This window comes from Myxococcus xanthus (assembly GCF_013116825.1).
GTDB lineage: Bacteria > Myxococcota > Myxococcia > Myxococcales > Myxococcaceae > Myxococcus > Myxococcus xanthus_B.
This window is the reverse complement of sequence record NZ_JABFNS010000060.1, coordinates 21,726-43,978: the sequence shown is the minus strand read 5'-3', so window position 1 is coordinate 43,978 and position 22,253 is coordinate 21,726. Positions and strand designations below refer to the sequence as shown.

18 protein-coding genes and 2 tRNA genes are annotated in these 22,253 nt (G+C 69.6%); 3 read left to right on the top strand and 17 right to left on the bottom strand.

Going from position 1 to position 22,253, the window contains the following annotated elements:
- Nucleotides 1–24: 24 nt before the first annotated feature.
- The 8 genes from rfbC to HNV26_RS18980 form a co-directional block, all read right to left on the bottom strand.
- A complete protein-coding gene (rfbC, locus tag HNV26_RS19015; RefSeq protein ID WP_171439587.1) occupies nucleotides 25–3,852 on the bottom strand; it encodes an O-antigen biosynthesis protein RfbC in 3,828 nt (1,275 codons plus the stop codon).
- 41 nt (nucleotides 3,853–3,893) lie between these two features.
- On the bottom strand, nucleotides 3,894–5,207 hold the full coding sequence (locus HNV26_RS19010; protein ID WP_171439588.1) for an ABC transporter ATP-binding protein: 1,314 nt from the start codon (nucleotides 5,205–5,207) through the stop codon (nucleotides 3,894–3,896).
- 8 nt (nucleotides 5,208–5,215) lie between these two features.
- Complete coding sequence (locus tag HNV26_RS19005) at nucleotides 5,216–5,998, bottom strand: ABC transporter permease (RefSeq protein ID WP_171439589.1); 783 nt, start codon at nucleotides 5,996–5,998, stop codon at nucleotides 5,216–5,218.
- 201 nt (nucleotides 5,999–6,199) lie between these two features.
- Nucleotides 6,200–6,274 (bottom strand) — tRNA-Gly (locus HNV26_RS19000).
- Between the two features lie 51 nt (nucleotides 6,275–6,325).
- Nucleotides 6,326–6,400, bottom strand: a tRNA-Gly gene (locus tag HNV26_RS18995).
- 80 nt (nucleotides 6,401–6,480) lie between these two features.
- Nucleotides 6,481–7,170 (bottom strand): CDP-diacylglycerol--glycerol-3-phosphate 3-phosphatidyltransferase, encoded by a 690-nt coding sequence (gene pgsA / locus HNV26_RS18990; protein WP_020477889.1) that lies wholly within the window; start codon nucleotides 7,168–7,170, stop codon nucleotides 6,481–6,483.
- A 13-nt stretch (nucleotides 7,171–7,183) separates the two neighbouring features.
- Nucleotides 7,184–8,680, bottom strand: a complete 1,497-nt coding sequence (locus tag HNV26_RS18985; RefSeq protein WP_171439590.1) for a tetratricopeptide repeat protein — start codon at nucleotides 8,678–8,680, stop codon at nucleotides 7,184–7,186.
- A complete protein-coding gene (locus tag HNV26_RS18980) occupies nucleotides 8,637–9,323 on the bottom strand; it encodes a lytic transglycosylase domain-containing protein (RefSeq protein ID WP_090494241.1) in 687 nt (228 codons plus the stop codon). Before HNV26_RS18980 ends, HNV26_RS18985 begins: the two co-directional genes overlap by 44 nt.
- Nucleotides 9,324–9,410: 87 nt before the next feature.
- Between HNV26_RS18980 and nadB the strand changes: the two genes are divergently transcribed.
- From nadB to HNV26_RS18965, 3 genes are read left to right on the top strand one after another with little or no spacing between them, the layout of a single operon-like run.
- The gene (nadB, locus tag HNV26_RS18975; RefSeq protein WP_171439591.1) at nucleotides 9,411–11,000 is read left to right on the top strand and encodes an L-aspartate oxidase; all 1,590 of its coding nucleotides are present in this window, start codon (nucleotides 9,411–9,413) and stop codon (nucleotides 10,998–11,000) included.
- A gap of 6 nt (nucleotides 11,001–11,006) precedes the next feature.
- Complete coding sequence (locus HNV26_RS18970) at nucleotides 11,007–11,747, top strand: rhomboid family intramembrane serine protease (protein WP_216612493.1); 741 nt, start codon at nucleotides 11,007–11,009, stop codon at nucleotides 11,745–11,747.
- Between the two features lies 1 nt (nucleotide 11,748).
- Nucleotides 11,749–12,342: an LOG family protein gene (locus tag HNV26_RS18965; protein ID WP_171439592.1), complete on the top strand. Its 594-nt coding sequence runs from the start codon at nucleotides 11,749–11,751 to the stop codon at nucleotides 12,340–12,342.
- 6 nt (nucleotides 12,343–12,348) lie between these two features.
- On the opposite strand, the gene HNV26_RS18960 is transcribed toward HNV26_RS18965, so the two are convergent.
- From HNV26_RS18960 to HNV26_RS18920, 9 genes are all read right to left on the bottom strand, one after another.
- The gene (locus tag HNV26_RS18960) at nucleotides 12,349–12,981 is read right to left on the bottom strand and encodes a hypothetical protein (RefSeq protein ID WP_141618112.1); all 633 of its coding nucleotides are present in this window, start codon (nucleotides 12,979–12,981) and stop codon (nucleotides 12,349–12,351) included.
- Nucleotides 12,978–13,544, bottom strand: coding sequence for an orotate phosphoribosyltransferase (pyrE, locus tag HNV26_RS18955; protein ID WP_171439593.1), 567 nt, complete (start codon nucleotides 13,542–13,544; stop codon nucleotides 12,978–12,980). The genes HNV26_RS18960 and pyrE overlap by 4 nt, the downstream gene beginning before the upstream one ends.
- A gap of 3 nt (nucleotides 13,545–13,547) precedes the next feature.
- A complete protein-coding gene (locus HNV26_RS18950; RefSeq protein WP_253816771.1) occupies nucleotides 13,548–14,945 on the bottom strand; it encodes a ParB/RepB/Spo0J family partition protein in 1,398 nt (465 codons plus the stop codon).
- Between the two features lie 64 nt (nucleotides 14,946–15,009).
- Entirely contained in the window at nucleotides 15,010–15,759 is a 750-nt protein-coding gene (gene bacP, locus HNV26_RS18945; RefSeq protein ID WP_171439595.1) for a bactofilin BacP, read from the bottom strand.
- A 3-nt stretch (nucleotides 15,760–15,762) separates the two neighbouring features.
- Nucleotides 15,763–16,143 (bottom strand): bactofilin BacO, encoded by a 381-nt coding sequence (gene bacO, locus HNV26_RS18940; protein WP_011554629.1) that lies wholly within the window; start codon nucleotides 16,141–16,143, stop codon nucleotides 15,763–15,765.
- Complete coding sequence (bacN, locus tag HNV26_RS18935; protein WP_171439596.1) at nucleotides 16,140–16,481, bottom strand: bactofilin BacN; 342 nt, start codon at nucleotides 16,479–16,481, stop codon at nucleotides 16,140–16,142. Before bacN ends, bacO begins: the two co-directional genes overlap by 4 nt.
- 55 nt (nucleotides 16,482–16,536) lie before the next feature.
- Nucleotides 16,537–17,376: an alpha/beta hydrolase gene (locus HNV26_RS18930; protein ID WP_171439597.1), complete on the bottom strand. Its 840-nt coding sequence runs from the start codon at nucleotides 17,374–17,376 to the stop codon at nucleotides 16,537–16,539.
- 12 nt (nucleotides 17,377–17,388) lie between these two features.
- The gene (locus HNV26_RS18925) at nucleotides 17,389–19,263 is read right to left on the bottom strand and encodes a tetratricopeptide repeat protein (protein WP_171439598.1); all 1,875 of its coding nucleotides are present in this window, start codon (nucleotides 19,261–19,263) and stop codon (nucleotides 17,389–17,391) included.
- Nucleotides 19,264–19,306: 43 nt separating this feature from the next.
- Nucleotides 19,307–21,817, bottom strand: coding sequence for an ATP-binding protein (locus HNV26_RS18920; RefSeq protein WP_140864222.1), 2,511 nt, complete (start codon nucleotides 21,815–21,817; stop codon nucleotides 19,307–19,309).
- Nucleotides 21,818–22,253: the final 436 nt, after the last annotated feature.

Genomic DNA, 22,253 nt, shown 5'->3' with positions numbered 1-22,253 from the left:
GTTCGACCGCCAGCGCGCCTGTGCTCAGCTGGCGTGTTCCAAGGATGAAGCCCGGTCATCCAGCGTCGCCGCTGGGTGCACACCTGTGTTCAGCAAGCCCTTCATGACCCGGTCTACCTCGGCCTCCCACGACGTCCGGCGGACCCGCTCCGCGGCATTCGCACCGAGCCGGGCCCGGAGCGCGCCGTTGGAGACGGCGTCGCGAAGCCGGGCCAGTACGCCACTCGGGGTCGGCTCGGCAAGCAGGCAGTTCTCACCGTGCGCCAGCAACCACCGATTGGTGGGATTGTCGTTCGTGACGACCGTGACACCGCAAGCCATCATCTCCAGCGGCAGATACGACGGATGCCGGGTGAACATGAAACACAACCCGACATCGCACTCGCGGTAGAGCGCCCCCGTCCGTTCCGCCGGCAACATTCCGAGGTTGGTGATGAGCCCCCTGACGCCGTAGGCCTCGGGGTCCCACTCCGCGCCCGCCGCGAGCACCTCGACGGCGGGGCCCAGCTCCCGCTTGAGCTGCGCCAACGCGGCCAGCCCCAGCTCGAAGCCGTTGCGCTCATTGCCCGGGCGTCCGTAGAAGAACACACGCACAGGGCCCTGGCGCGGTGGCCGACGCGGATGAAACAAGGTCCCATCCACTGCGGGCTCGAACCAGGCGCCCTCCATCCCATGCAGGCCCGCGACGTGTTCGTAGAGCCCGGGGGTGTTGAAGATGCCGTAGAAGCCCAGGCCATACGTCTGCTCGGCCAGCGCGGAGGGGGTGCCCGCCGCATGGAACAGCGGTTCGTAGTCCTGAACGAAGTAGCCGCGAACGCCAGCCCGCGGGTGGTGCAGGACGCGGTATGCGGAGGTCCACGCGGTGGCCAGCGCCAGATCGCATGCGGGCAGGAGCGCCACGTCCTCTGGCCGGCGCAGCACACGCACCGCCCCGACCGCGCCCGGGCAGATGGCCGCCACGCGGGCCTCGATGTCACCGGGCCTCACGCTCGGCTGATCATAGATGACGAAGTCGCTGCGCACGCCGTGGCGGCGCTGCATCAGGTCCGCGAAGCGGAAGATGGTGTGGATGCCCGCGTAGACATGGCCGAAGGCGGGAACGAACCAGGTCGCCGTCTCCACCCGCCCCTTCGCGCGCAGCGCCGCCAGCGCCGCCGGCGCCGACTCGCGCGAGGTCTGGGCCTGTTCGGGCGTGAAGTCCCACGCCTCCAGGTGTTCGATGAGGTGCCGCTGCGCCCGCGCACGCTGCTCGCCCCGGACATCCCGCGCGCTCGGAACGTCGCGCCCCAGCGTCCGGACCGCCAGTTGCTCGCCATCCTCCGGATGTCGGCGGAGGCCGCAGTCCGTGGCCATCAGCGTGAGGTGCGGGTTGTAATAGGGGTCGCCCTTCGGCCCCAGCCACGGCCGGTAGGCAGCATAGGACAGCCAGTAGTCCGCTTCGGGAATGGCGTCCGCACGCCGGCTGGCTGACTCATGATGGATGAGCCGCGTCTGCGCCGTGCACACCACGCGGAGGCCCTTGGCATTCAGCCTCAGGCCCAGCTCCACGTCACTGCCACACACCTGGAAACGCTCGTCGAAGCCGCCCAGCGACTGGAAGACCTCGCGGCGGAGGATGACGCATGCGCTGGTGACGGACAGCCAGTTCCGCGTCCACTCGGTGTGCCCGAACGGAGTGGAGATGGGCCCCTCCGGCAGCCGCCAGAAAGGATGCCCCGCGAAGCCCGTCATCCCCACCACGACGCCCGCATGCTGCACGGTGCCCTCGGGGAAGAGCAGCTTGCACCCCACCGCGCCCACCTCGGGCCGCTGGGCCTGGGAGACCAGCTCATCCAGCCAGGAGGGGTCCACCACCTCCATGTCGTTGTTGAGGAAGAGCAGCAGCTCCCCGGAGGCCTGCTTCGCGGCCCAGTTGTTGATGGCCGGGTAGTTGAAGGGGTGGTCCCACGTCAGCTTCACCAGCCGCGGGTCCACCCATTGCTCCAGCAGCGCGAATGTCTCCGGCCGGGTGCTGTTGTTGGAGACGAGCAACACCTCGAAATGGGGGTAGCGGGTCTGCGCCAGGAGGCTGTCCACCAGCGTGCGCAGCAGGTCCGGGCGATCCTTGAACGGGACGATGATGGAGACCTTCGGCGTGCCCCGCACGGGATAGCGGACCCGGTACTGCATGGGCGCCGGGCTCGTCACCTCCGCGGACTCCCCTCGGCGAGCCAGGTGCTCCGACAGCGCCCGCACGCCCGCCTTCGTCGCCGTGTCCAGCCCGGCGCCCCGGCTGACCGAAGCCGCCGACCCCTCACGTGCGTGGTACAGCGGCTCCGTGACGTGGCCAATGGACGAGGTGGCCTCGCTCAGCCGCAGCATCAGGTCATGGCCCTGAGCGCCATCGAAGCCCTCTCGCAGACCGCCCACCTGCGCCAGCGTCTCCCGACGGACCACCAGGAAGTGACGGACGTAGTCCACGGAGCGCAGCAGGTCGGGCGACCAGTCCGGCTTGAAGAACGGCTCGGAGCGGTGGCCCTGCGCGTCCAAACCGTCCTCGTCGGTGTAGAGGAGCGCGAGCTCGGGCTGCGCCAGGAACGCCAGCGCCACCTCGGCCAGGGCATGCGGAGAGAGCGTGTCCTCAGCGCCCAGGAACCCCACGAAGTCCCCACGGCACGCCGCGAGCCCCTCGTTGGTGGCCCGGGCCGTGTCCCCTTCGGACAACGCGGTGAGGACCCGGATGCGAGCCTCCCGCTCCGCCGCTTCCCGGAGGATGCGCGTCAGGTGCGGCGCGGTGCTGGCATCATCCACCAGGATCCATTCCCAGTCGGCGTACACCTGAGAGGTGACCGAGGCGAGGCACTCACGAAGGAAGGCTTCCGAGGCGTCGTGGACCGGCGTGACCAGCGAGATGAGCGGTCGCCGCGACAGCCGCGCGACGGCTTCCTGTGACGCGGTGACACGCGCCGGCTCCCGCGCCGCGCACCAGGCAGGGTAGTCCGCCAGCGACGGCGGCTGTGGCGGCGCCGTCCGCGTGCCCAGGAGGTTGGCGAGCGCGAGCACCGACTCGGCATTGAAACGGGACTGGCGCCGCAGCACCTCGCCCCACAGCGGCTGGGTGACGCGGAGGGCGCCGGGCAGGGTCCGGCCCGCCAGCGGTTCGCGCAGCGCTTCGACGTCCGCGACATGGCGGCGGGCCTCGGCTTCTGCTGGAGCCTGGGCACCCGCCGCCGCGCGGATGGCCTCCACCATGGCCAGATTCCACCGGGCCTGCCCCTGAAGCACGGCCTCCAGCACGGGCCCCAACGTGTAGAGGTAGCCCCGCTTGGCGAAGCCCACCAGCGCTCCCGCCACGCGGCCGCGATGCGACCCCACCACCCATCGGGTGGGCACCGCCAGCGGCTCCAGCTGAGCGACGGCCCAGGAGGACACGTCATCTCGCAGGCCCAATGCCCGATGCACCGTCAGGTACTCCAGCACCCGCACGAGCGCGCGGTTGAAGTTCCCCTGGGGCCGCAGCATCTCGATGTGGAAGGGCTCCAACCCGTTGACGAAGGCCCGCTTGGCGGACGTCACCAGCGTGCCCCCACGCGCCCGATGCGACGCAGGGATGGAGAACGCAGCCGGGTCCGCCAGCCTCGCGGCTTCCTGGAGCGAGGACAGGCCCTGGCCGCCGTCGGGGAGCGCGCGATGGAGGTGCTCCGTCGCCAGGCGCAGCGCACCTTCCAGGGCGCTGCGCTCATCGCACTGTTCGGGCGCGCACGGTTGACGCTCCTCCAGCACCTTCCGGAGGACAGCCACCATCTGCGCGAAATCTCCCGGCCCCGGCGCCGCCACGTGCCCCTGCGTCACATCAGCCCACTTCTGCCACATGACTCACCCTTCCCCCTGGGTACCGGCACGCTCCTGAACCTTCATCCCACCTCCACACGTGGAGACGTGCCCGGCTCGAATGAGACGCCCGCCTGGGAGTTGGCCCCCGGCTCCACCAACCACCGGTGAGGAGGACGAAACACCCCCTCCTCCTCGGTCGCCGACACCACCCGGAACGCACAGCGCCCGGACGACTCACCCTTCGAGGCCCGGGCCGACACCACCAGGGAGTAGTCGCCCCCCAGCGCCCCCAGGCGCTCGACCACGAAACGAAGCACGCCCGGGTTCGGCATCCGAGAGAGCACCACCGCCTCTCGGCGGGTGCTCGTCTCATACAGGGTGCGCCCGTCCGCGGCCTGCAGTCGCACGTGGAAGTCCACGTCCTCACATGGCCCCTCCACGGAGAACTCCGCACGGACCTCCAGGCCCTCCTCCGGCGACAGGACCTCCAGGGACTCGCCCCGAGCATCCAGCAGTTGCACCCGCTGGATGCGGACGGGCCCTTCGGCGGGCAGCGCTTCGGAGGGGACTTGCGGCAGCGCACCGCCCCCTTCCGTGAGCGCCGGAGGCGTGAAGGCGGCGGACTGCGCCTCCGCCAGGGAGATGGCCTCACGGTACTCGGCGGTGACTTCCGAGGGCTTGCCTACGCGGCGGACGTAGCCACCATCAATCCACGCAGCCAGGTCGCACCAGCGCTCCACGGTGCCCAGCTCGTGCGTCACCAGGACGATGGTCTTCCCCTGACGCTTGAAGTCCATCATCTTGGCGAGGCTCTTCTTGCTGAAGTGCTCGTCCCCGACGGCGAGGATTTCGTCGATGATGAGGATGTCCGGGTCCACGTGCGTGGCCACCGCGAACGCCAGGCGCATGTACATACCGCTGGAGTAGGTGCGCACCGGCTCGTCGATGAACTCGCCCAGCTCACTGAAGGCGATGATTTCATCCATCCGGGCCCGGACCTCGGCGCGCGTCATGCCCAGGATGATGCCGTTGATGAGGATGTTCTCCCGTCCGGAGAAGTCCGGATGGAAACCAGCGCCCAGGTCCAGCAAGGCGGAGATGCGACCGTTGATCTGCAGGTCGCCGGAGGTGGGCGTGTAGATGCCGGTGATGAGCTTGAGCAGCGTGCTCTTCCCCGAGCCATTCCGCCCGATGATGCCCACCGTCTTCCCCTTGGGAATGGTGAGGTTGATGCCGCGCAGCGCGGTGATGAGGCTCGCATCGCGCGACTGGCGCTTGCCGCGCAGCCAGCGAAGCAGCTCGGATTTGAAGGTCGTGTACTCGCCCCGGATGGTCCGCTTCCGGAAGCTCTTCACGACGTCCTTCAGGATGATGGCGTCCATGGATTCAGGCATGCCGACGCTCAGATGGACTCCGCGAACTCTTCGCGGCGGGATTCGAAGATGGACGAGGCAGCCCACAGCAGCACCACGGAGACAGCCGCCAGCGCCATCAAGGGCTCTGCGTCCGGCAGTCGGTGCTCGTAGAAGATGGCCTGGTACGACGTCATCAAGCTGACCATGGGGTTGAGCGCCAGCATCAACGAGCGGGCGCCCTCATCCTGGATGGTGGAGAGCGGATACAGCACCGGCGTGGCGAAGAACCACAGCGTCAGCAGGTTGCTGACGATGTGCTGCAGGTCCCGGAACGTCACGTTGATGGCCGCCAGGATGTAGGTCAGCGCCAGCGTGAAGGTGAGTTGGATGAGCACCACCACCGGGAACAACACCACGTGCCAGGTCGGCCACTGCCCATAGGCCATGCCCAGCACCAGCATCAGCGGGAGCGACAAAACGAAGTTGCAGAGGTTCGTCACCACCACCGACGTGGGCAGCACCTGGGCCGGGAAGCGGACCTTGGTCAGCAAGTCCCGTCGGTCGCTGATCGCGCTGGCCCCGCCGCCGACCGACGTGGAGAACCAGATCCACGGCAGCAGGCCCACGAACATGAAGAACGGGAAGTTGGGGATGTTCTGCCGCATCACCACGGTGAACAGCAGCACGTACACCAGCATGTGGAGCGTCGGATTCAGGAACGTCCACAGGAAGCCGAGGAACGAGCCGCGGTAACGCGCCTTCAGTTCCCGCTGGACGAGGCTGATGAGCAAGCCTCGGTACTGATACAGTTCACGGACGAGCCGAATCATGAGGGGGCCTTCTATAGCAGGGCCTCTTGCTGTTGCGAGGACGCCTGGCGCCCCGGCCCCACTCTGCTGACGCCCTCGGACGGCTGCCCATCTGAAGAGCAAGCCATCAACCGAGCGAATGTCCGGCCCTGGCTCCAGCACCTGGGCGACCAGGACACCGGAAAAACAAAAGGCCCCCTGGCTTCCCAGAGGGCCTCAATTTGGAGCGGGAAAAGGGATTTGAACCCTCGACCCTCGCCTTGGCAAGGCGATGCTCTACCGCTGAGCTATTCCCGCGTCAGACCCTGCAAACTAAAAGGCCCTCTGGGTTTCCAGAGGGCCCGATTTTGGAGCGGGAAAAGGGATTTGAACCCTCGACCCTCGCCTTGGCAAGGCGATGCTCTACCGCTGAGCTATTCCCGCATCAGGTTCCGCGCTTCCGTCACCGCCGTGTGACCGCCGGCCGGAAGTGAGGTGGGGTATACAGAGCCCTTCCGGACCCGTCAAACACTTTTCGCGGGGTCAGGCTCCCCCCCACGCTTCGCCAACATGGCCAGGAACGCCCGGAAGTAGACCACCGCGCTCCACACCGAGAAGGCACCGGACAGGTAGACGAGCACCTGGCCCACCAGGTTGTAGTCCACCGGCACGGAGAAGGTGCCGAACTCCAGTGGATGCACGTAGTGGACGCAGAGCGAGATGATACCCACCAGTTGGAGGGACGTCTTCCACTTCCCCTCCTGGCCCGCGGCGATGACCATGCCCTCGCTGGCGGCGATGGTGCGCAGTCCGCTGACGATGAGCTCCCGCGCCAACAGGACGATGACGACCCACGCGGCGATGCGCCCCAGCCGCACCATCATCACCAGGGCCGCCATGGCGATGAGCTTGTCGGCCAGCGGGTCCATGAACTTGCCGACCACGGTGATGAGGTTCCACTTCCGCGCGAGGTAGCCATCCACCACGTCGGTGATGGCGGCCACCGCGAAGACGAGCCCCGCCAGCAGCGAGTTGAGGGGGTCCGCGTCGTAGGTCAGCCACACAAAGAGCGGAATGATGAGGATGCGCCCCAACGTGAGCATGTTGGGCAGGTTCCAGAACTCCTGCACCAACACGCTGGGCTTGCGCGCCGCGCGCTTCCGGGCGCGCTCCTCTCGCTTCCGCTGTTTCCGCGCCGCTCGGTCCGTGGCCATGGCAGGGGCCCTTCTAGCGGACACCGAGGGCAATGAGGGCAAAACCTTCACCGCCCAGCTCCACCGCCGCCCGCAGCGGCTCCCCAGAAGGGGACTTGAGCACGGGCACCACGCGCGGCGTGAGGTTCCCCTGCCAGCCCACCAGGTGCGTCAGCGGCACCGTCACCGGCTGCTCCTGGCGCACCGCCACCGCGCGCAGCGGCCCCGGGAGGCTCAAGAGCACCTGGCCCTTCCCTCGCAAATGCACCAGGTCCAGATCCGGCGCGATGTCCGACGGAACCCGCCCGTTCTCGAACATGACCGGCTCCTCGAAGGCGAACACGCACTCGTCGCGGAAGTACGCGGAGTCCTCGCCCAGGTCCACCGCCAGGAAAGTACGGGTCGCGGCCGGCTCCAGATAGAGCACGCCCTGCCCCCGGGCGCGCACCATCCGCGCCGCCCCTTCCCCGAACGACTTGTCCGTGGCCCGGCCCCGGAACCGCTTCATCTCCGGCTGGAAGGAGAGCTGCCCCGCCAGCGCCACCAGGCCATCCAGGCGCGTCAGGAGCTCCCCCTCCACCGCCACGGTGTAGCAGCCCGGCCCCGCACCGAAGGGCCGCGACGCCTCCGCGCCGGGAAGGACGACCGAGCCGGCGAGTTCGGCCAGCGACGACCGCCCTCCGTCTCGAACGGGTGAGGACTCCGGCGCCGGAGACGTGGGCGCCAGCGACGTCGCGGGCACCTTGCGCAGATGCAGCCGCGTCAGGGGCACGGGCGCCAGCGGCACGCTCCCGGCCACCGTCTCGGAGGTTCCATCGAAGGCCGGCTCGGCAGGCGCCTGCCGCGCCACGTCGCTGTCCGCCGCGGCTTCTGGCGCCTCGGACGCCGAGGCGCCGGTCAGGGCACTGGGGCCCTCGTCTTCGGCGAAGCGAATCTCCTCTTCGTCCTCCGGTTCGGCGACGACGGTCGGCGGCGGCTCGGCGACACGGGGCTCCACTGGAGCGCTTCGGGGCGACGGCGTGGCGGCGGCCGGCTTCGCGTAGCTCTCCCCCGCGATGGCGCGAGACATCTTCTCCGCCATGACGTCACTGCCGGCGAGCAGGAAGTGCTCGCGGGCGCGGCCGTACTCGCCCATCTGCGCCAGGGTGAGGCCCAGGTAGTTCTGGGCCTTCTGGTGCTCGGGGGCCAGGTCGGTGGCCGTCTCGAACTCGCGCGCCGCGCGCTGGAGCGCGGACGTCTTCAGGTACACCAGGCCCAGGTTGACCCGCAGTGTCGGGTCCACCGGGTTGTCGCGCACCAGCATCTCGTACAGCTCGGCCGCCCTGTCGTACAGGCCGAGCTTGAAGTAGCAGAGGCCCAGCAGGTTCTGCGCCTTCTCCATGCGGGGCTGGAGCTGGTGGGCACGCTCCAGGAACGGCTGAGCCTCATGGACCCTGCCTGCGGCCAACAGCTCGCCACCGCGGGAGAGCTGCTGGAGGAACTCATCATCAGCGGGGCTCGTCTCCCCCCGCCCCTTCGCGCGCGTCGTCATTCTGGGATGTGGGCTCGCTGGGGCCGCTCGAGACGGCCGCCTCGCGCTCCTTGTAGTGGTAGTAGAGCTTGAGCACCTTGCGCACGTACCCCTGCGTCTCTTCGTAGGGGGGCACCTTGCCACCGTAGCGCTTCACCGCTTCGGGGCCGGCGTTGTACGCGGCAACCATCTTCACCATGTCGCCGTCGAACATGTTGGCGAGCACGCGCAGGTACCGCACGCCCCCCTCGATGTTGTCACGCTCGTTGAAGATGTCCTTCACGTACATGTCCGTCGCCGTGGCCGGCATGAGCTGCATCAACCCGCTGGCGCCCTTGTGGCTGAGCGCGTTGGGGTTGAAGTTGCTCTCGGTGTGCATGATGGCGCGCACGAGCGCCGGCGGGATGCGGTAGCGCAGCGCCGCGGCGGTGATGTGCGGATCCAACTCCGGCGGGGTCCGCTTGCGGCCCACCACCGGCGTGTTCTTCGCGGGGGCCTTGGTGAACGTGCCCTTCAGCACCTTGGCCCGCTTGCTGCCCGTGGGCTGCACGTTCGTATAGATGATGGTGCCGTCCTTCTCGACGTACCGGTAGATGGCATCCGCCCCCGCCGACAAGGGCAGGGCCAGCACGGCGACGGAAAGGAACGCGGAATAGGCACGCATATCGGCCCACGAACCTTAGACATCCGCGGGAAAGTCCTCAAGAAAACGCCTTGTTTCCAGCACTTACAGTCGCTAAGGCTGCTCACCATGCCCCATCGGTTCGATTTCCTCGTCCTGGGAGGCGGCGTGGCGGGTCTTTCGTTCGCCCTCCAGGCGGCCCGCCATGGCACGGTGGCCATCCTCACCAAGCGCGACCGTTTCGAAAGCAACACGGCCTATGCCCAGGGAGGCATCGCCAGCGTGCTCGCGCCGCCTGACACCTTCGAGGCCCACATCGAGGACACGCTGGTGGCGGGGGCGGGGCTGTGCCACCGCGACGCGGTGGAAGTCACGGTGAAGGAAGGCCCCGACCGCGTGCAGGAGCTGGCGGACCTGGGCGCGGAGTTCAACCGCCGCATCACCGGCGAATTCGACCTCACCCGCGAGGGTGGCCACTCCGCGCGCCGCATCATCCATTCGGGCGACATCACCGGCCGCGAGGTGCAGCGCGCGCTGCTCGCCGCGTGTGACGAAGCCCCCAACATCACCTTCTTCCCACATACGGCCGCCATCGACCTCATCCAGGACCGGCGCGTCCCCTCCCCTGGGGTCAGCCGGTGTCTGGGGGTCTACGCCCTGCTGGAGGACGGCGTCATCGAGCGCTTCCTGGCCAAGGTGACGGTGCTGGCCACCGGCGGCGCTGGCAAGGTGTACCTGTACACCTCCAACCCGGACGTGGCGACGGGTGACGGCGTGGCCATGGCGTACCGGGCGGGCGCGAAGGTGGCGAACATGGAGTTCTACCAGTTCCACCCCACGTGCCTGTACCACCCGGAGGCCAAGAGCTTCCTCATCAGCGAGGCGCTGCGCGGCGAGGGCGGCAAGCTGAAGCTCAAGAGCGGCGCGTCCTTCATGGAGCGCTACCACCCCATGGGCGCGCTCGCGCCGCGCGACGTGGTGGCGCGTGCCATCGACGCGGAGATGAAGCGCACGGGCGACGACTGCGTCTACCTGGACATGACGCACCTGGGACGCGCCTTCCTCGCCGAGCGCTTCCCCAACATCTACGCCACCTGCAAGGCGTTCAACATCGACATGGCGGTGCAGCCCATCCCTGTCGTCCCGGCGGCCCACTACATGTGCGGCGGCGTGGTGACGGACCTGGAGGGACGCACCAACGTGCCCAGCCTGTACGCCATTGGAGAAGTCACCTGCACGGGCCTGCACGGCGCCAACCGGCTCGCGTCCAACTCGCTGCTGGAAGGGCTCGTCTTCGGCCACCGCGCCGTGCAGGTGGCCGCCGAAGAAGTGCGCTCCCAGCCCACTCCCTCCGAGGACCCACCGCCCTGGGATTCGGGCAGCGCGGTGGAGTCGGACGAGAGCGTCGTCGTCACCCACAACTGGGACGAGATTCGCAGGCTCATGTGGAACTACGTCGGCATTGTCCGCACGGACAAGCGGCTGATGCGCGCGCGGCGCCGGCTGGAGCTGCTGCGCGAGGAGATTCGCGACTACTACTGGCGCTTCAAGGTGACTCGCGACGTCATCGAGTTGCGGAACATCGCCGACGTCGCCTACCTCATCGTCGACTGTGCCAGCCGCCGCAAGGAGAGCCGCGGCCTCCACTACACGCTGGACTACCCGCACCCGGACGACCACCGCTGGCTGCGAGACACCGTCGTGTCCAGGGAGCCGTGAGCCCGAATGTCTTCCCGTCCAAGACGCATTCTCGATGCCCCCTCCTCCACCTCGGGCGGTGAAGGCACCGGCGCGCAGCCCCCTGGCCCACCGGCGGCAGGTCCACCGCAGCCGCGCCCCTGGGTGTGCTACGCGCTCATCGCCTGCGCGGTGTCGCTCTTCCTGGCGGAGCAGGTCCTTCCCATCTCCCAGGTGGTCCGGAGCGAGCACGGGCGGATGCAGATTCCGCCCCTGGGCCTGTACGGCCCCTTCGTGCAGGCGGGCGAGTACTGGCGGCTGCTGGGCGCGGTGCTGGAACACGGCAGTCCCCTCCACCTCCTCTTCAACATGTCGGTGGTGGTGACGCTCGGCTTCACGCTGGAGCGAGGCATCGGCAGCCTGCGCTTCTTCGGCCTGTCCCTGGTGACGGCGCTGGGTGCGTCCACCTTCTCACTCATCTTCGACTTCGACGTGCCCACGGTGGGCGCGTCCGGGATGATTCTCGGCTGGGCGGGGGCGATGCTCCCCGTCGCCACACGCGAGGGCCGCCGGGACCTGTTCATCTGGCTGGCGCAGGTGGCTGTCCTCAGCCTGCTCCCCTTCGTGAGCTGGGCGGGGCATCTGGGCGGCTTCCTCTTCGGCCTGCCTTGCGGCCTGGCCCTGCGCATGGGCCGGCAGGTCTATGCGCGCGCCCTGCCCATCCTTCTTTTTCTCTCCGTGGTGGTGGCGCTCTACGCAGCCCACCCCGAGCGGCGTGGAGGCTTTTGACATGGAAGTGCGAAGTGTCTGTGTGTTCTGCGGCTCCCGGCCCGGCGCGCGTCCGGAGTACATGGACGCCGCCACACGCATGGGCGCCGAGTTGGCGCGGCGAGGACTGACGCTCGTCTACGGCGGCGCCAGCGTGGGGCTCATGGGCGCGGTGGCGGACGGCGCGCTGGCCGCGGGTGGCAACGTCGTAGGCGTACTGCCCGGCTTCCTTGGCGCCAAGGAGCTGGCCCACCGGGGCCTCACGGAGCTGCACTCCGTCGGCTCCATGCACGAGCGCAAGGCGCTGATGGCGGAGCGCGCGGATGCCTTCGTCGCCCTGCCCGGTGGCTTTGGAACGCTCGACGAGCTCTTCGAAATCGTGACCTGGGCCCAGCTCGGCCTGCACCGCAAGCCCATGGGCCTGCTGGACACACGCGGCTTCTTCCAACCATTGCTGGCCATGGCGCGGCACCACGCGGAGGAAGGCTTCGTTCCCATGGAGCAGGCCGCGCCCTTCGCCGTGAGCGCGTCGCCCACGGCCCTGGTGGACCGGCTGCTGGCGGGCCCGACGATGCCACCCGCCGAGAAGTGGCTGAGGCGCACCAGCCAGACGTGAGCCGCGCTACTGCGCGCGCACCTGCATGTCCGCCTTGCCCAACGACGAGGCCATGCGGAACGTCACCGTCTCCGTGCCGGGCGGAATGACGGGGCTCCCGTCGGACATCTGCGTGGGGAATTGAATCTCCCACCCCACCCAGAAAATCGACGTGTACGGGTAGTACGCCCGCGTCTGCATGTTCACCCGGCCCAGCCGGCGGATGCGCGAGGGCGTCACCTCGCCGGCGGGCGTCACCAGCGCCAGGCGCCAGATGGAGTGCTTGGAGTCGAAGTCCGCGTAGACGAAGTCGTTGAAGTGCACGCCCAGGAAGAACTCGTGGGCCTGCGCGGCCTTCGCCTGCTCCTCGGCGAGCATCTGCTCCACCTTCACCGTGGGCAGTTGCTGGAAGGCGGCCTGACGATGCACGCGCGCCTCGCGGAAGGACAGCGTCTGCAGCGTCACGCCCGCGAACACGCGCGTGTCGAAGCCGTCGTAGATTTCCTTCTGTCCCGTATAGCGGGCGAGAATCTTCCGGTAGGAATGCTCCGCGTGTTCATCCGGCAGCGACGGCGGTGGATCACTGATGGCGGTGGGCGGCGTGGTGACGCAGCCCGCGAGCAGCCCCAGCAGCGCCGCGGTGATGAACGGACGCCTCACGGAATGAAGTCCTTGCGGGTGAAGAGCGTGTGGAGCCGGTGCCCCGAGGACTCCACGGCTTCACGCCCCCCCTCCAACCGGTCCACCAGCGCGAAGGCGCCGAGCACCTTCAGGCCCTCCAGTTGGGCTCGCTCGATGGCCTTCAGCGTGGAGGCTCCCGTCGTGACGACGTCCTCCACGATGGCCACCGCCGCGCCCTGCCCCAGCCCGCTCAGGCCTTCAATCCACTGCCCCGTGCCGTGCCCCTTGGGCTCCTTGCGCACGATGAAGGCCGCCAGCGGCGTGCCGGACAGGTAGCCAGTGAGGCTCACCGCGGATGCCAGCGGGTCTGCCCCCAGCGTCAGCCCGCCCACGCCCACGGCCTCGGGGGCCTCGCGCCGGATGGCCTCCAGGAACAGCCGGCCAATGAGGAAGTGGCCCTCGGCCAGCAGCGCCGTGCGCTTGCAGTCGATGTAGAAGTCCGACTCCTTGCCGGACGAGAGCACCACGCGGCGCTGCTCGAAGGAGCGCTCGGTGAGCAGCTCCAGCAGCCGGGCACGGTCACGCACGAGCGGTTCCGCCATGGCTTACAGTCCCTCCAGATAGGTGACCAGCTCGGACGAGTAGCGGAGCTGCATCAGGAGCTCCGCCTTGCGCGACTCATCCAGCGCGGCGAACACGTCCGCCAGCAGTGAGAGGTCCTGATTGATGGCCCCGAGCCGCTGCGCCACTTCCTGCGCCAGCTCATCGGCGTCAATCTCCTCTTCGACGCCCTCCGGCGCCAGCGTGTCCTCGGTGGCGAGCGCCTTCTCCAGCATGTCGCGCACGGCCGCGCTCAAGCGCCCCTGCGCCTCGAGCTCGTCGCGCTTCGCCTCCAGGACTTCCGGGCCCACTGGCGTGGCGTGAATCGCCTCCGCCAGCGACATCACCAGCGCGTCCTCGTCCGAGAGCCGCAGGTGGATCCGCGCCTGCACGGCGTCTCGCTTGAGGAAGCGCAGCGCCGCGACCCGCCGGAAGCCGCAGACCAGCTGGTAGCGGTCCTCCCCCGCCGGGCGGACGTCCACCGGGAACAACTGCCCCAGCCGCGCGATGTCCGTGGCCAGCCCCGACACGTCGTCTTCCGGGCGAAGCTTGAACGCGCTTTCGTCCTGCAGCTTCTCCAGCGGCAGGAGCACCGTCGTCACCCGGCCCGAAAGCCGCTGCTCGGGTTCGGGGAGGACGTCCTCCCGCGACTCATCATCAGAGTCGCTGGCTTTGTCCCCGTCGGTCTCCCCCGTCCAGAACGCGCCTTGGGGGCGCTCGTCCAGCGCGGACGTGACACGGGCCTCGCCGTCGGAGGGGGCCTGCTCGGCGCGCGCCTCCGCGCTGGCGACGGACCCGCCTCCTGATTCGCTTCCGTTCTGCCCGTGGGACTCACTCACGGCCTGGTGCTCGCCCTGCGCATGAGACGCATCCTTGGCAGGTGGCTCCGCCTGACCGTCGGACGTGGTGCCCTCGGCCTGCAGTCCACCTTCCTGCGAACCTGCCTGGTCCTTCGAACCTTCGCTCCCGGAGGCGTCCGCGGAGCCCGGCGCTTCCCCGGCCGCATTGTGCGGCCGTGCGCCCTCGCCCTGGGTGTCGCCACGGGCGACGGGAGGCTCACCGCCCTGCCCCTGCGCGGAGCCGGCGTCCTGGGGCCCGCCCTGTTCCGAAGGCGTGTCCTCGGCGCGCTGCGCAGCGCCCTGCTCGGAAGGCTTGCCGTCGGCTCGCGGCTCCGAACCCTCAGCGGGTGGCGTGCCCTCTTCGCGGTGCTCACCACCGGACTGCGGTGACGCGTCCTCGCGCTTGTGCTCGCCCTGCGGCTCCGAGGTGCCCCCCAAAGCGTGCGGCTCGGCGCTCACGGCACCGCCCTGGCCGCCATCCTGCCCGGACGACGCCTGCGAGCCACCTTCGGGCCCAGCACCCGCCGTCCCATCCTGTCCATCAACCCTGTGCTCGGCGTCCATGGTGGCACCCCTGAAAAGCCCACGCGCCCGCACCGCCAACGACTGGCGGCGCGGGCCGTGCGCGCTAGCGGGTCTTCTTCTTCACCACGACCTTCTTCTTCGCGCCAGCACCCACCAGGACTGGCGTTGGCGGCTCGGCAGAGCCCGCCTGCTCAGCCTGCGGCTCCGCCCGCTCCACGCGGGTCGGCGGAGGCGGCGGCAGCGGCTTGCTTCCCAGGCCACCCAACCCCGGACGGGTGATGGGCGCCGAGGGGCGCGACACCGCGGGAGGCGCCGAGGGGCGCGCGGGCGGTGGAGGAGGCGTGGGCCGCGACGGCGGCGGCGGAGGCGTGGGCCGCGACGGCGGCGGAGGAGGCATGGGCCGGGCGGACGGAAGCGCCGGACGCGCGGGCGTCGCCGTGGGACGGGTCACCGCCGTGGGGCGGACCACCGCGGGGCGCTCGGCCGGCAGACGTCCCGGCTCCACGTCACCCATGTCCACGCGGCCACGGAAGCTGGCCCCGTCGACGATGATGACGCGCGGGGCGCGGATGTCGCCCACCATGCGGCCTTCGCGGGTGAGCTCCACGCTCTCGGTGGCGTTGATGTTGCCCACCACCACGCCGCTGACGATGGCGTTCTTCACCGCCACGTTGGCCTTCACCACGCCCGAGGGCTCCACGATGAGAGTGCGGCTGAGTGTCAGCTCACCCTCGACGCGCCCTCGGACCGTGAGGTCCTCGTCGCCCGTCAACCGGCCGCTGATGAGGATGGAAGGCCCCACCACGGTGTTGTCGACGTTGCTGCTCGCTGAGAGCTCCTTCGCGGTGGCCACGAATCAGCGCTCCTTCATGTCCATGTCGACGTTGCCCTTGAAGGAGGCACCGTCGGCGATGAGGATTCGAGGCGCCTTGATGTCTCCCACCACGCGGCAGTCCGTCTTCAGCTCCACCTTGTCGCTGGCGACGATGTTGCCCGTGACGCGGCCGGCGATCTCCACGTTCTGCGTCTCGATGTCGGCCTCGACGACGCCGCTGCCCTCCACGTAGAGGCTTTCCTTGAGGGAAATCTTCCCCTTCACGGTGCCCTGGATGACCAGGTCCTCGTCGCCGGAGATCTCCCCGTCGATGACGATGCTCGAGCCAATGACCGTATTCGCCATGAGTGTTGTCCGCCTCTCGAAAGGTGTGTGCCGTGCCGTGCGCGGCGTGAAGCTCAAATGTCGTCAGGAAGCCGTACGTCCATCTCGATGGAGCCGTTGAACACAGCCCCGTCCTCGATGACGACGCGAGGTGCCTTGATGTCGCCGGCCACCTTGGCCGAGGCGTTGATGGCCACGCGCGACGAGGCGTCGATGTTGCCGCTGGCCTCGCCGTTGATGGTCAACTCCTCGGCGCGGATGTCCGCCTGCACCTTGCCGGTGCCCTCGATGGTGAGGTGGTTCTTCAGGGCAATCTGCCCCTCCACGCGTCCCTCGATCACCAGGTCCCCACCTCCCGTGAGGTTGCCCTTGATGACGATGCCCTTGCCGATGATGCCCGTTTCACCCGTTGCCATGCGGTGACCTCACCCAGCGCCAGCTCCTCCCTAGGAGCCGGGCGACCTGATTATGTCAGAGATGCGCGGAGATCCAGCCGGAGATATCCCGGAATACCTCCGCACGGCCCACCTCGTTGAGCGGCTCATGCCGCATTCCGGGGTACTCCTTGAACTTCTTGTCCGGCGACCCCGCCCGCTCGAAGTACTCCCGCGCCGCCGCCGGGGCGGCCACCCCATCCTCCGCGCCACACAGGACGAACAGCGGCACTTGAATCTTCGGCGCCAGCAGCACGGCCTCGCCCTGCGCCCGGGTGGACTCGACGAACCACCGGGGCGTGGCGATGGCCTGGTGGAGCGGGTCCTCCCGGGTGGTCCGCTGCACGTCGGTGTCATGGGTGAGGTCCTCCACCTTCAGCCCGGAGGAGATGCTCAGCCATGGCACCAGCTTGCCCACCGCGCGCGCGGCCATCAACTTCGATGCCGGAGGGGTGATGGCCAGCTTGAGGTACGGCGCCGACAACACCAGCCCCGTCAACCCCTCCACCTGCCGGCTGGAAGCCCACGTCGCCGCCATCAGGCCGCCGTGGCTGTGCGCCAGCACGAAGGCCTTCTTGCCCTCCGACACCGCGCGCACCCGCGCCCAGAAGACCTCCAGATCCTCCAGGTAGTCTGGCCACTTCTCGCAATAGGCCCGGCGCCCGTCGGCCTTGCCATGGCCCCGGTAGTCGAAGCCGTGGACCGCGAAGCCGTCCGCGAGCAGTGCGTCCGTCACGAAGCCATAGCGCCCGAAGTGGTCCCCATACCCGTGCACCACCGCGACATGCGCGCGGGGCTCGGCGTCTGGAAGGATGGACTTCCAGTACAGTCGTGTCCCGTCCCGGCCGGGAAAGAAGCCCTCGTCGCTACGCGCCATAGGCCCACCAACTTAGCGGTCCGGCGCACGCGTGGGTAGCGCATTGAGCTTGCGCTCCAACGCGGCGCGCTGGCCGGGGGGCTCGGCGGACTCCGGGTCCAGCGTCAGCACTTCCAGGGCGCGCCGCCAGACCGCCGCGGCGTCGTCCGTCCTCGCCACCCGCTGATAGGCGTCTCCCAGGTGTTCGAGGATGACGGGCTCGTCCGGAGCCAGCGTGGAGGCCCGCTCCAGCGCGTCCACGGCCCGGGCGTAGTCCCCTCTGCGGAAGTACACCCAGCCCAGTGAGTCCAGGTAGGCCCCGGTGTCCGGCCGCAGCTCCAGGGCCCGCCGCACACGTCGCTCGGCCTCGTCCAGGTTCTGCCCCGCCTGCGCCAGCAGGTAGCCCAGGAAGTTCAGCGCGGCGGCGTGGTCCGGTGACACAGCCAGCACCGCCCGCATGCGGGCCAGCGCGCCCGTCACGTCGCCCTGCCGCTCATGGGCCGCGCCCAGCACGTACAGCAGGTCTTCGTCCCGGGGGAAACGGGCCACCGCCTCGCGAAGCAGTGTCAGCGCTTCGCGCCCCCGGCCCTGCCGGTGGAGAGTGGCGGCCAGGGCGTCATACAGCGCCGCGGAGGGACCGGCGGACAGGCCCTCGCGAAGGAGCAGCTCCGCGCGGTTCGGCGTGCCGCCGCGCTCCAGGGCCCGAGCGAACTGCATCCGGACGTCCACGTCCTCTGGCGCCTCCTGCATCGCGGCCCGGAAGAGCGTGAGAGCCCGGGAGTGCTCGCCCAGGAGCGACAGGCAGCGGGCTCGGCGCAGGCGCGCGTCGGCGTAGACATCCGCCTCAGCGGGCACCCCAGCGAAGGCGTCCGCCGCGTCGGCGAAGCGGCGCATCCGCTCATGGACGAGCCCCGCGTAGTAGGCCAGCCGTGGGTCCGCATGGTCCCCCCGGCGCGCCGCCTCCAGCACCTCCGCGGCCGCCCTGGGCTCGCGCGCGGCGAGGTAGCTGAAGGCCACCCGTACCGGCATCTCCGGCTCGGAGGAGAGGGACAACAGCCGGTCGAAGTACGCCCGCGCCCGGACGGCGGAGCCCGCCTTCAGCGCCGCGCGTCCTGCGCCCAGCAGCACCTCCCGGCTGTCCGGGTCCCGCTCCAGCGCCCGAGCCAGGGACTCCTCCGCCTGCACGGGCCGGCCGGTGTCTTCGTACAGCCGCGCCAGCGCCGTCAGCACCTCCACGTCACCCGGGGCCCGGGCGGCGGCCTCGACCAACAGGCGCTCGGCGCGCGCCGTGTCGCCCCGCTCCGCCAGCGCCAACCCCAGGCGCTGGTACCCCAAGGCCTCCCCCGGCAGCGCCTGCGCCAGCGCGTCCACCACCTTCACCGCTTCGTCCGGGGCCCCCATCTCCAGGTGGAGCTGGGTCAGGACGAGATACGCCTCCGGCTCGCGAGGCTTGAGGGTCACCGCGCGCCGCAGGTGCAGGCGGGCCCGGGCGAACCGCTTCGACTCCGTGAGAACGCGGCCCAGGAGCACGTGCGCGGGGTAGTAGGCGGGGGCGCGCAGCACGGCCCGGCGCAGCTCGCGCTCCGCGCGCGTCAAGTCGCCCAGACGGGCGTACTCCTCCCCCAGCCGGGTGAGCAGCAGCGGGTTTCCATCATCCGTGGCCAGGGCCAGCCGCAGCGCGTCCACCGCGCCCCGGTGGTCCCCGGCGTGGTGCTTCAGCCGGGACTGGATGTAGTTCGTGTAGCTGGCGGAGGAGGCGTAGCGGCCTTCGTCCGTGGAGCCCGCGTCGATGGCCTCTCGCATGGCCTCCGGGTCCACGCGCGGCCGCCGTGACGGGGCGGCCGCGGACACACCCGGCGCCACGAGGACGGCCAGCAGGGCGGACACGAGGAGGCGAGAGGGGCGCACGCGAGCATGAGTCTAGCGTGAGCCCGTCCCGCGCGCAGTCGCCTCAGCTCTCTTCGGGGGCCGGCGCGCCCAGCTTCTCCAGCAGCTTTTCAACCGAGTCGCTGTCCTGGCTCACATCCGCCACCGCCGACCGGTACTCCGTGTCCGTCGCCTTCTCCACATCCGGCAACATGCGGCTGATGACGGCGCGCGCCGCCTCCGCCTGGCACTCCGGCAGGACGACGGCGAACACACCTCCGCCCAGGTGGGAGATGGCATCCGGGTGGCGCACCCGCTTGCGCATGACATCGGCGATGTTGGACGGCACCGGCTCCACCGGCCGGTCAGGCCGGAGCACGGCGAGGCTGAGCGCGCGGTGGTAACGCCGGCTGCGCGCCACCTCCTGCTCCAACCGCAGCAGCAGCCCGCGCCGGTCGTGCAGGCCCGTAGCGGGGTCGCTGCCGGTGCGCCGCTGCAAGGCGCTGGACTTCTCCTTCTCCTGCTGCTCGCGCTCCCCCTGGCGCAGCTTGAGGGCGCGCTCGGTGCGGTTGAGGAGCTCCACCGCGTTGAACGGCTTGCTCATGTAGTCCACCGCGCCCAGGTTCAGCGAGCGGACCTTCTCCGCCACGCCCTGGTGGGCGGACAGCAGGATGACGGGGATGCGCGCGGTGTCCGTCGAGGACTTGAGCGCCATGGCCGCGTCCAGGCCGTCCAGCTTGGGCAGGAACACGTCCATGACCACCAGGTCCGGCCGCTGGGCCTTCGCCCGGGCCAGGCCCTCCGCGCCGTCGCGCGCCACCTCCACGCGGTACTTGGAGCGCAGCACCTCCGACAGCACCGCGGCGATCTCCGGCTCGTCCTCCACCACCAGCACGCGCGGCTGCTCCTGCGGTGTGGGCGCGGCGGCGGGCGGCGGGCGCGGGTTGCGCGGCGCTTCCTGCGCCAGCGGCAGCGTGAAGACGAAGATGCAGCCGGTGTCCGGCGGGCTCTCCGCCCAGATTTCACCGCCGTGCAGCTCCACGAACTCCTTGCAGATGGCCAGCCCCAGGCCGGTCCCGCCCTTGCCGCCGTGGCGGTAGCGGTCGAAGACGAGGTGCAGTTCGTCCGGCGGGATGCCCACGCCGTCGTCCTGCACGCACACCTTGGCCGCGTCCCCGTCCGGACGGCCCAGGCGCTGGGTGCTCACCACCACCTCGCCGTCCTGGCGCGCGTGGTGGATGGCGTTGGTGATGAGGTTCTGCAGCACCTCGTGCAGCTTCACCTCGTCACCGATGAGCATCAGGCTGTCCGGGCAGTCGGCGCGCAGGGACACGCCCCGGTCCGCGGCGAGGATCTCCAGCTCGTTGACTGCGTCGCGGCACAGCTGCGCCACGTCCAGGACGCGAGGCTCGATGGACAGCCGCGCCGCCTCGCCCTTGCCCTTCTCCAGCAGCGACTCCACCAGGCCGAGGATCTTCTTTCCCTGGCGAATCATCGCCTCGGAGGACTGGCGCTGCTGCGGCTCCAGCGGCCCCTCCTGCAACAGCCGGCCGTGCCCCAGGAGCACCTGGAGCGGCGCGCGCAGGTCGTGGCTGCACACCGCGATGATTTCGTCCTTGAGCCGGTTGAGCTCCTTCAGCCGGCGGTTGGCCTCGTTCAGCTCCTGGTAGCGCTGGACGTAGGCTTCCTCCAGGTCCTCGCGCTTCTTCTTCACCGCGGTGTGCAGGCGCGCGTTGCGGATGGAGTTGGCCAGCACGCCGGCCACCGCCTGGGCGAACTCCTGCTCGTCCCGGCCGAACGACGCGTCAGCGCGCGATACCCGTAGGAACAGCGCCCCCAGCAGGTCGCCCTGACAGATGAGGGGCTGCACCAGGATGGACTTCACGCCCAGCGGCAGGATGTTGGTGCGGACCTCCGCCATCAACGGGTCGCGCTGCGCCTCCTCGATGACCACCGATTCCCGCGTCTCCAGCGCGCGGCGCAGCTCCGGGTAGCGCATCACCTCGATGTCCAACTGGACGAGGCTCGGGTCCTCCTGCGTGGCCACCACCTTCGCGGTGCGGGCATGGCTGCCCTCCACCAGCACCACGGAGCAACGGTCCGTCCCGGTGACACGGCCGACCTTGTCCACGGCGATGCGGAGTATCTCCTCCAACTCGAGCGAACTGGTGGCCGCCTGGGTGATTTCCAGCAGCATCCCCATGCGCAGGCGGATCCGCTCTTCCCGGTCACGCAACCGGCCCGCGCGCAGGGCGGCCTCCAGACGGGGCACCACCTCGTCGGCGCTGCGGATCCAATCGTCCACCGCCAGCCGCTTGAAAGCTTCCGCCGAGCGCGCGCGGCCCAGGTCCACCAGCACCGGCAGGCGCTGGAGCCGGTCCACCTTGCGCAGCGACTCCAGCATCTCCGCGGCCCGCTTCGCCGTCACCGCCAGCAGGACGACCTCTGGCTGCAACGTGTCCGCGACCTGGGCCAGACCGCTCTCCTTCTCCGCCGACGCACACTGGTAGCCGCTCGACGTGAGCCGCTCCATGAGCGCATCGCCCGCCTCCTTGGCGGCCACCACCAGCACGCGTCCCCGCTGATCAGCCTGCATCTCGACTCTCACGGTGAACCCCAGCCGCGGCGACATTGCGCCGGGTAGAGAGGCTGCAAAAACCCGCTGCGTGCGAAAGAGTTCATGGTTCGGATCCCGATCATGCCGCTGAACACGCCCTGGAGCCAGAACGGCGGGCATGGGTGGGAGGATGTGGCCACGTCGGTCCCCGCCGCCCCCAAGCCCTCCGGGAGTCGAGCGTACACGATGGACGTCACTTCCCTATCACCCGCGGACCGCGCACGGCCGCCCGCCCTGCCTACCGCCCATCAGGCGCCAGTGGGGCTGCACATGCAACTTCCTGGCGCATCCCTGGCGCTGTGACGCCGCCCACCGCACAGGGTCCCAACGGCGCTGGCGGAACTACCACAGCCCGCGGACGTTGGGGGACGTTCCGTACCCAGGTGGGAGCGAGAATCGGTTCGGGCGTCCCCGA

Coding starts and splice junctions, on each gene's coding strand:
- HNV26_RS18980 (WP_090494241.1), bottom strand. CDS start 9,323: ATGCGTGCCTATTCCGCGTTCCTTTCCGTCGCCGTGCTGGCCCTGCCC.
- HNV26_RS19010 (WP_171439588.1), bottom strand. CDS start 5,207: ATGCCTGAATCCATGGACGCCATCATCCTGAAGGACGTCGTGAAGAGC.
- pgsA (WP_020477889.1), bottom strand. CDS start 7,170: ATGGCCACGGACCGAGCGGCGCGGAAACAGCGGAAGCGAGAGGAGCGC.
- HNV26_RS18920 (WP_140864222.1), bottom strand. CDS start 21,817: ATGCAGGCTGATCAGCGGGGACGCGTGCTGGTGGTGGCCGCCAAGGAG.
- bacN (WP_171439596.1), bottom strand. CDS start 16,481: ATGGCAACGGGTGAAACGGGCATCATCGGCAAGGGCATCGTCATCAAG.
- HNV26_RS19005 (WP_171439589.1), bottom strand. CDS start 5,998: ATGATTCGGCTCGTCCGTGAACTGTATCAGTACCGAGGCTTGCTCATC.
- HNV26_RS18965 (WP_171439592.1), top strand. CDS start 11,749: ATGGAAGTGCGAAGTGTCTGTGTGTTCTGCGGCTCCCGGCCCGGCGCG.
- HNV26_RS18985 (WP_171439590.1), bottom strand. CDS start 8,680: ATGACGACGCGCGCGAAGGGGCGGGGGGAGACGAGCCCCGCTGATGAT.
- HNV26_RS18930 (WP_171439597.1), bottom strand. CDS start 17,376: ATGGCGCGTAGCGACGAGGGCTTCTTTCCCGGCCGGGACGGGACACGA.
- HNV26_RS18970 (WP_216612493.1), top strand. CDS start 11,007: ATGTCTTCCCGTCCAAGACGCATTCTCGATGCCCCCTCCTCCACCTCG.
- HNV26_RS18950 (WP_253816771.1), bottom strand. CDS start 14,945: ATGGACGCCGAGCACAGGGTTGATGGACAGGATGGGACGGCGGGTGCT.
- pyrE (WP_171439593.1), bottom strand. CDS start 13,544: ATGGCGGAACCGCTCGTGCGTGACCGTGCCCGGCTGCTGGAGCTGCTC.
- nadB (WP_171439591.1), top strand. CDS start 9,411: ATGCCCCATCGGTTCGATTTCCTCGTCCTGGGAGGCGGCGTGGCGGGT.
- rfbC (WP_171439587.1), bottom strand. CDS start 3,852: ATGTGGCAGAAGTGGGCTGATGTGACGCAGGGGCACGTGGCGGCGCCG.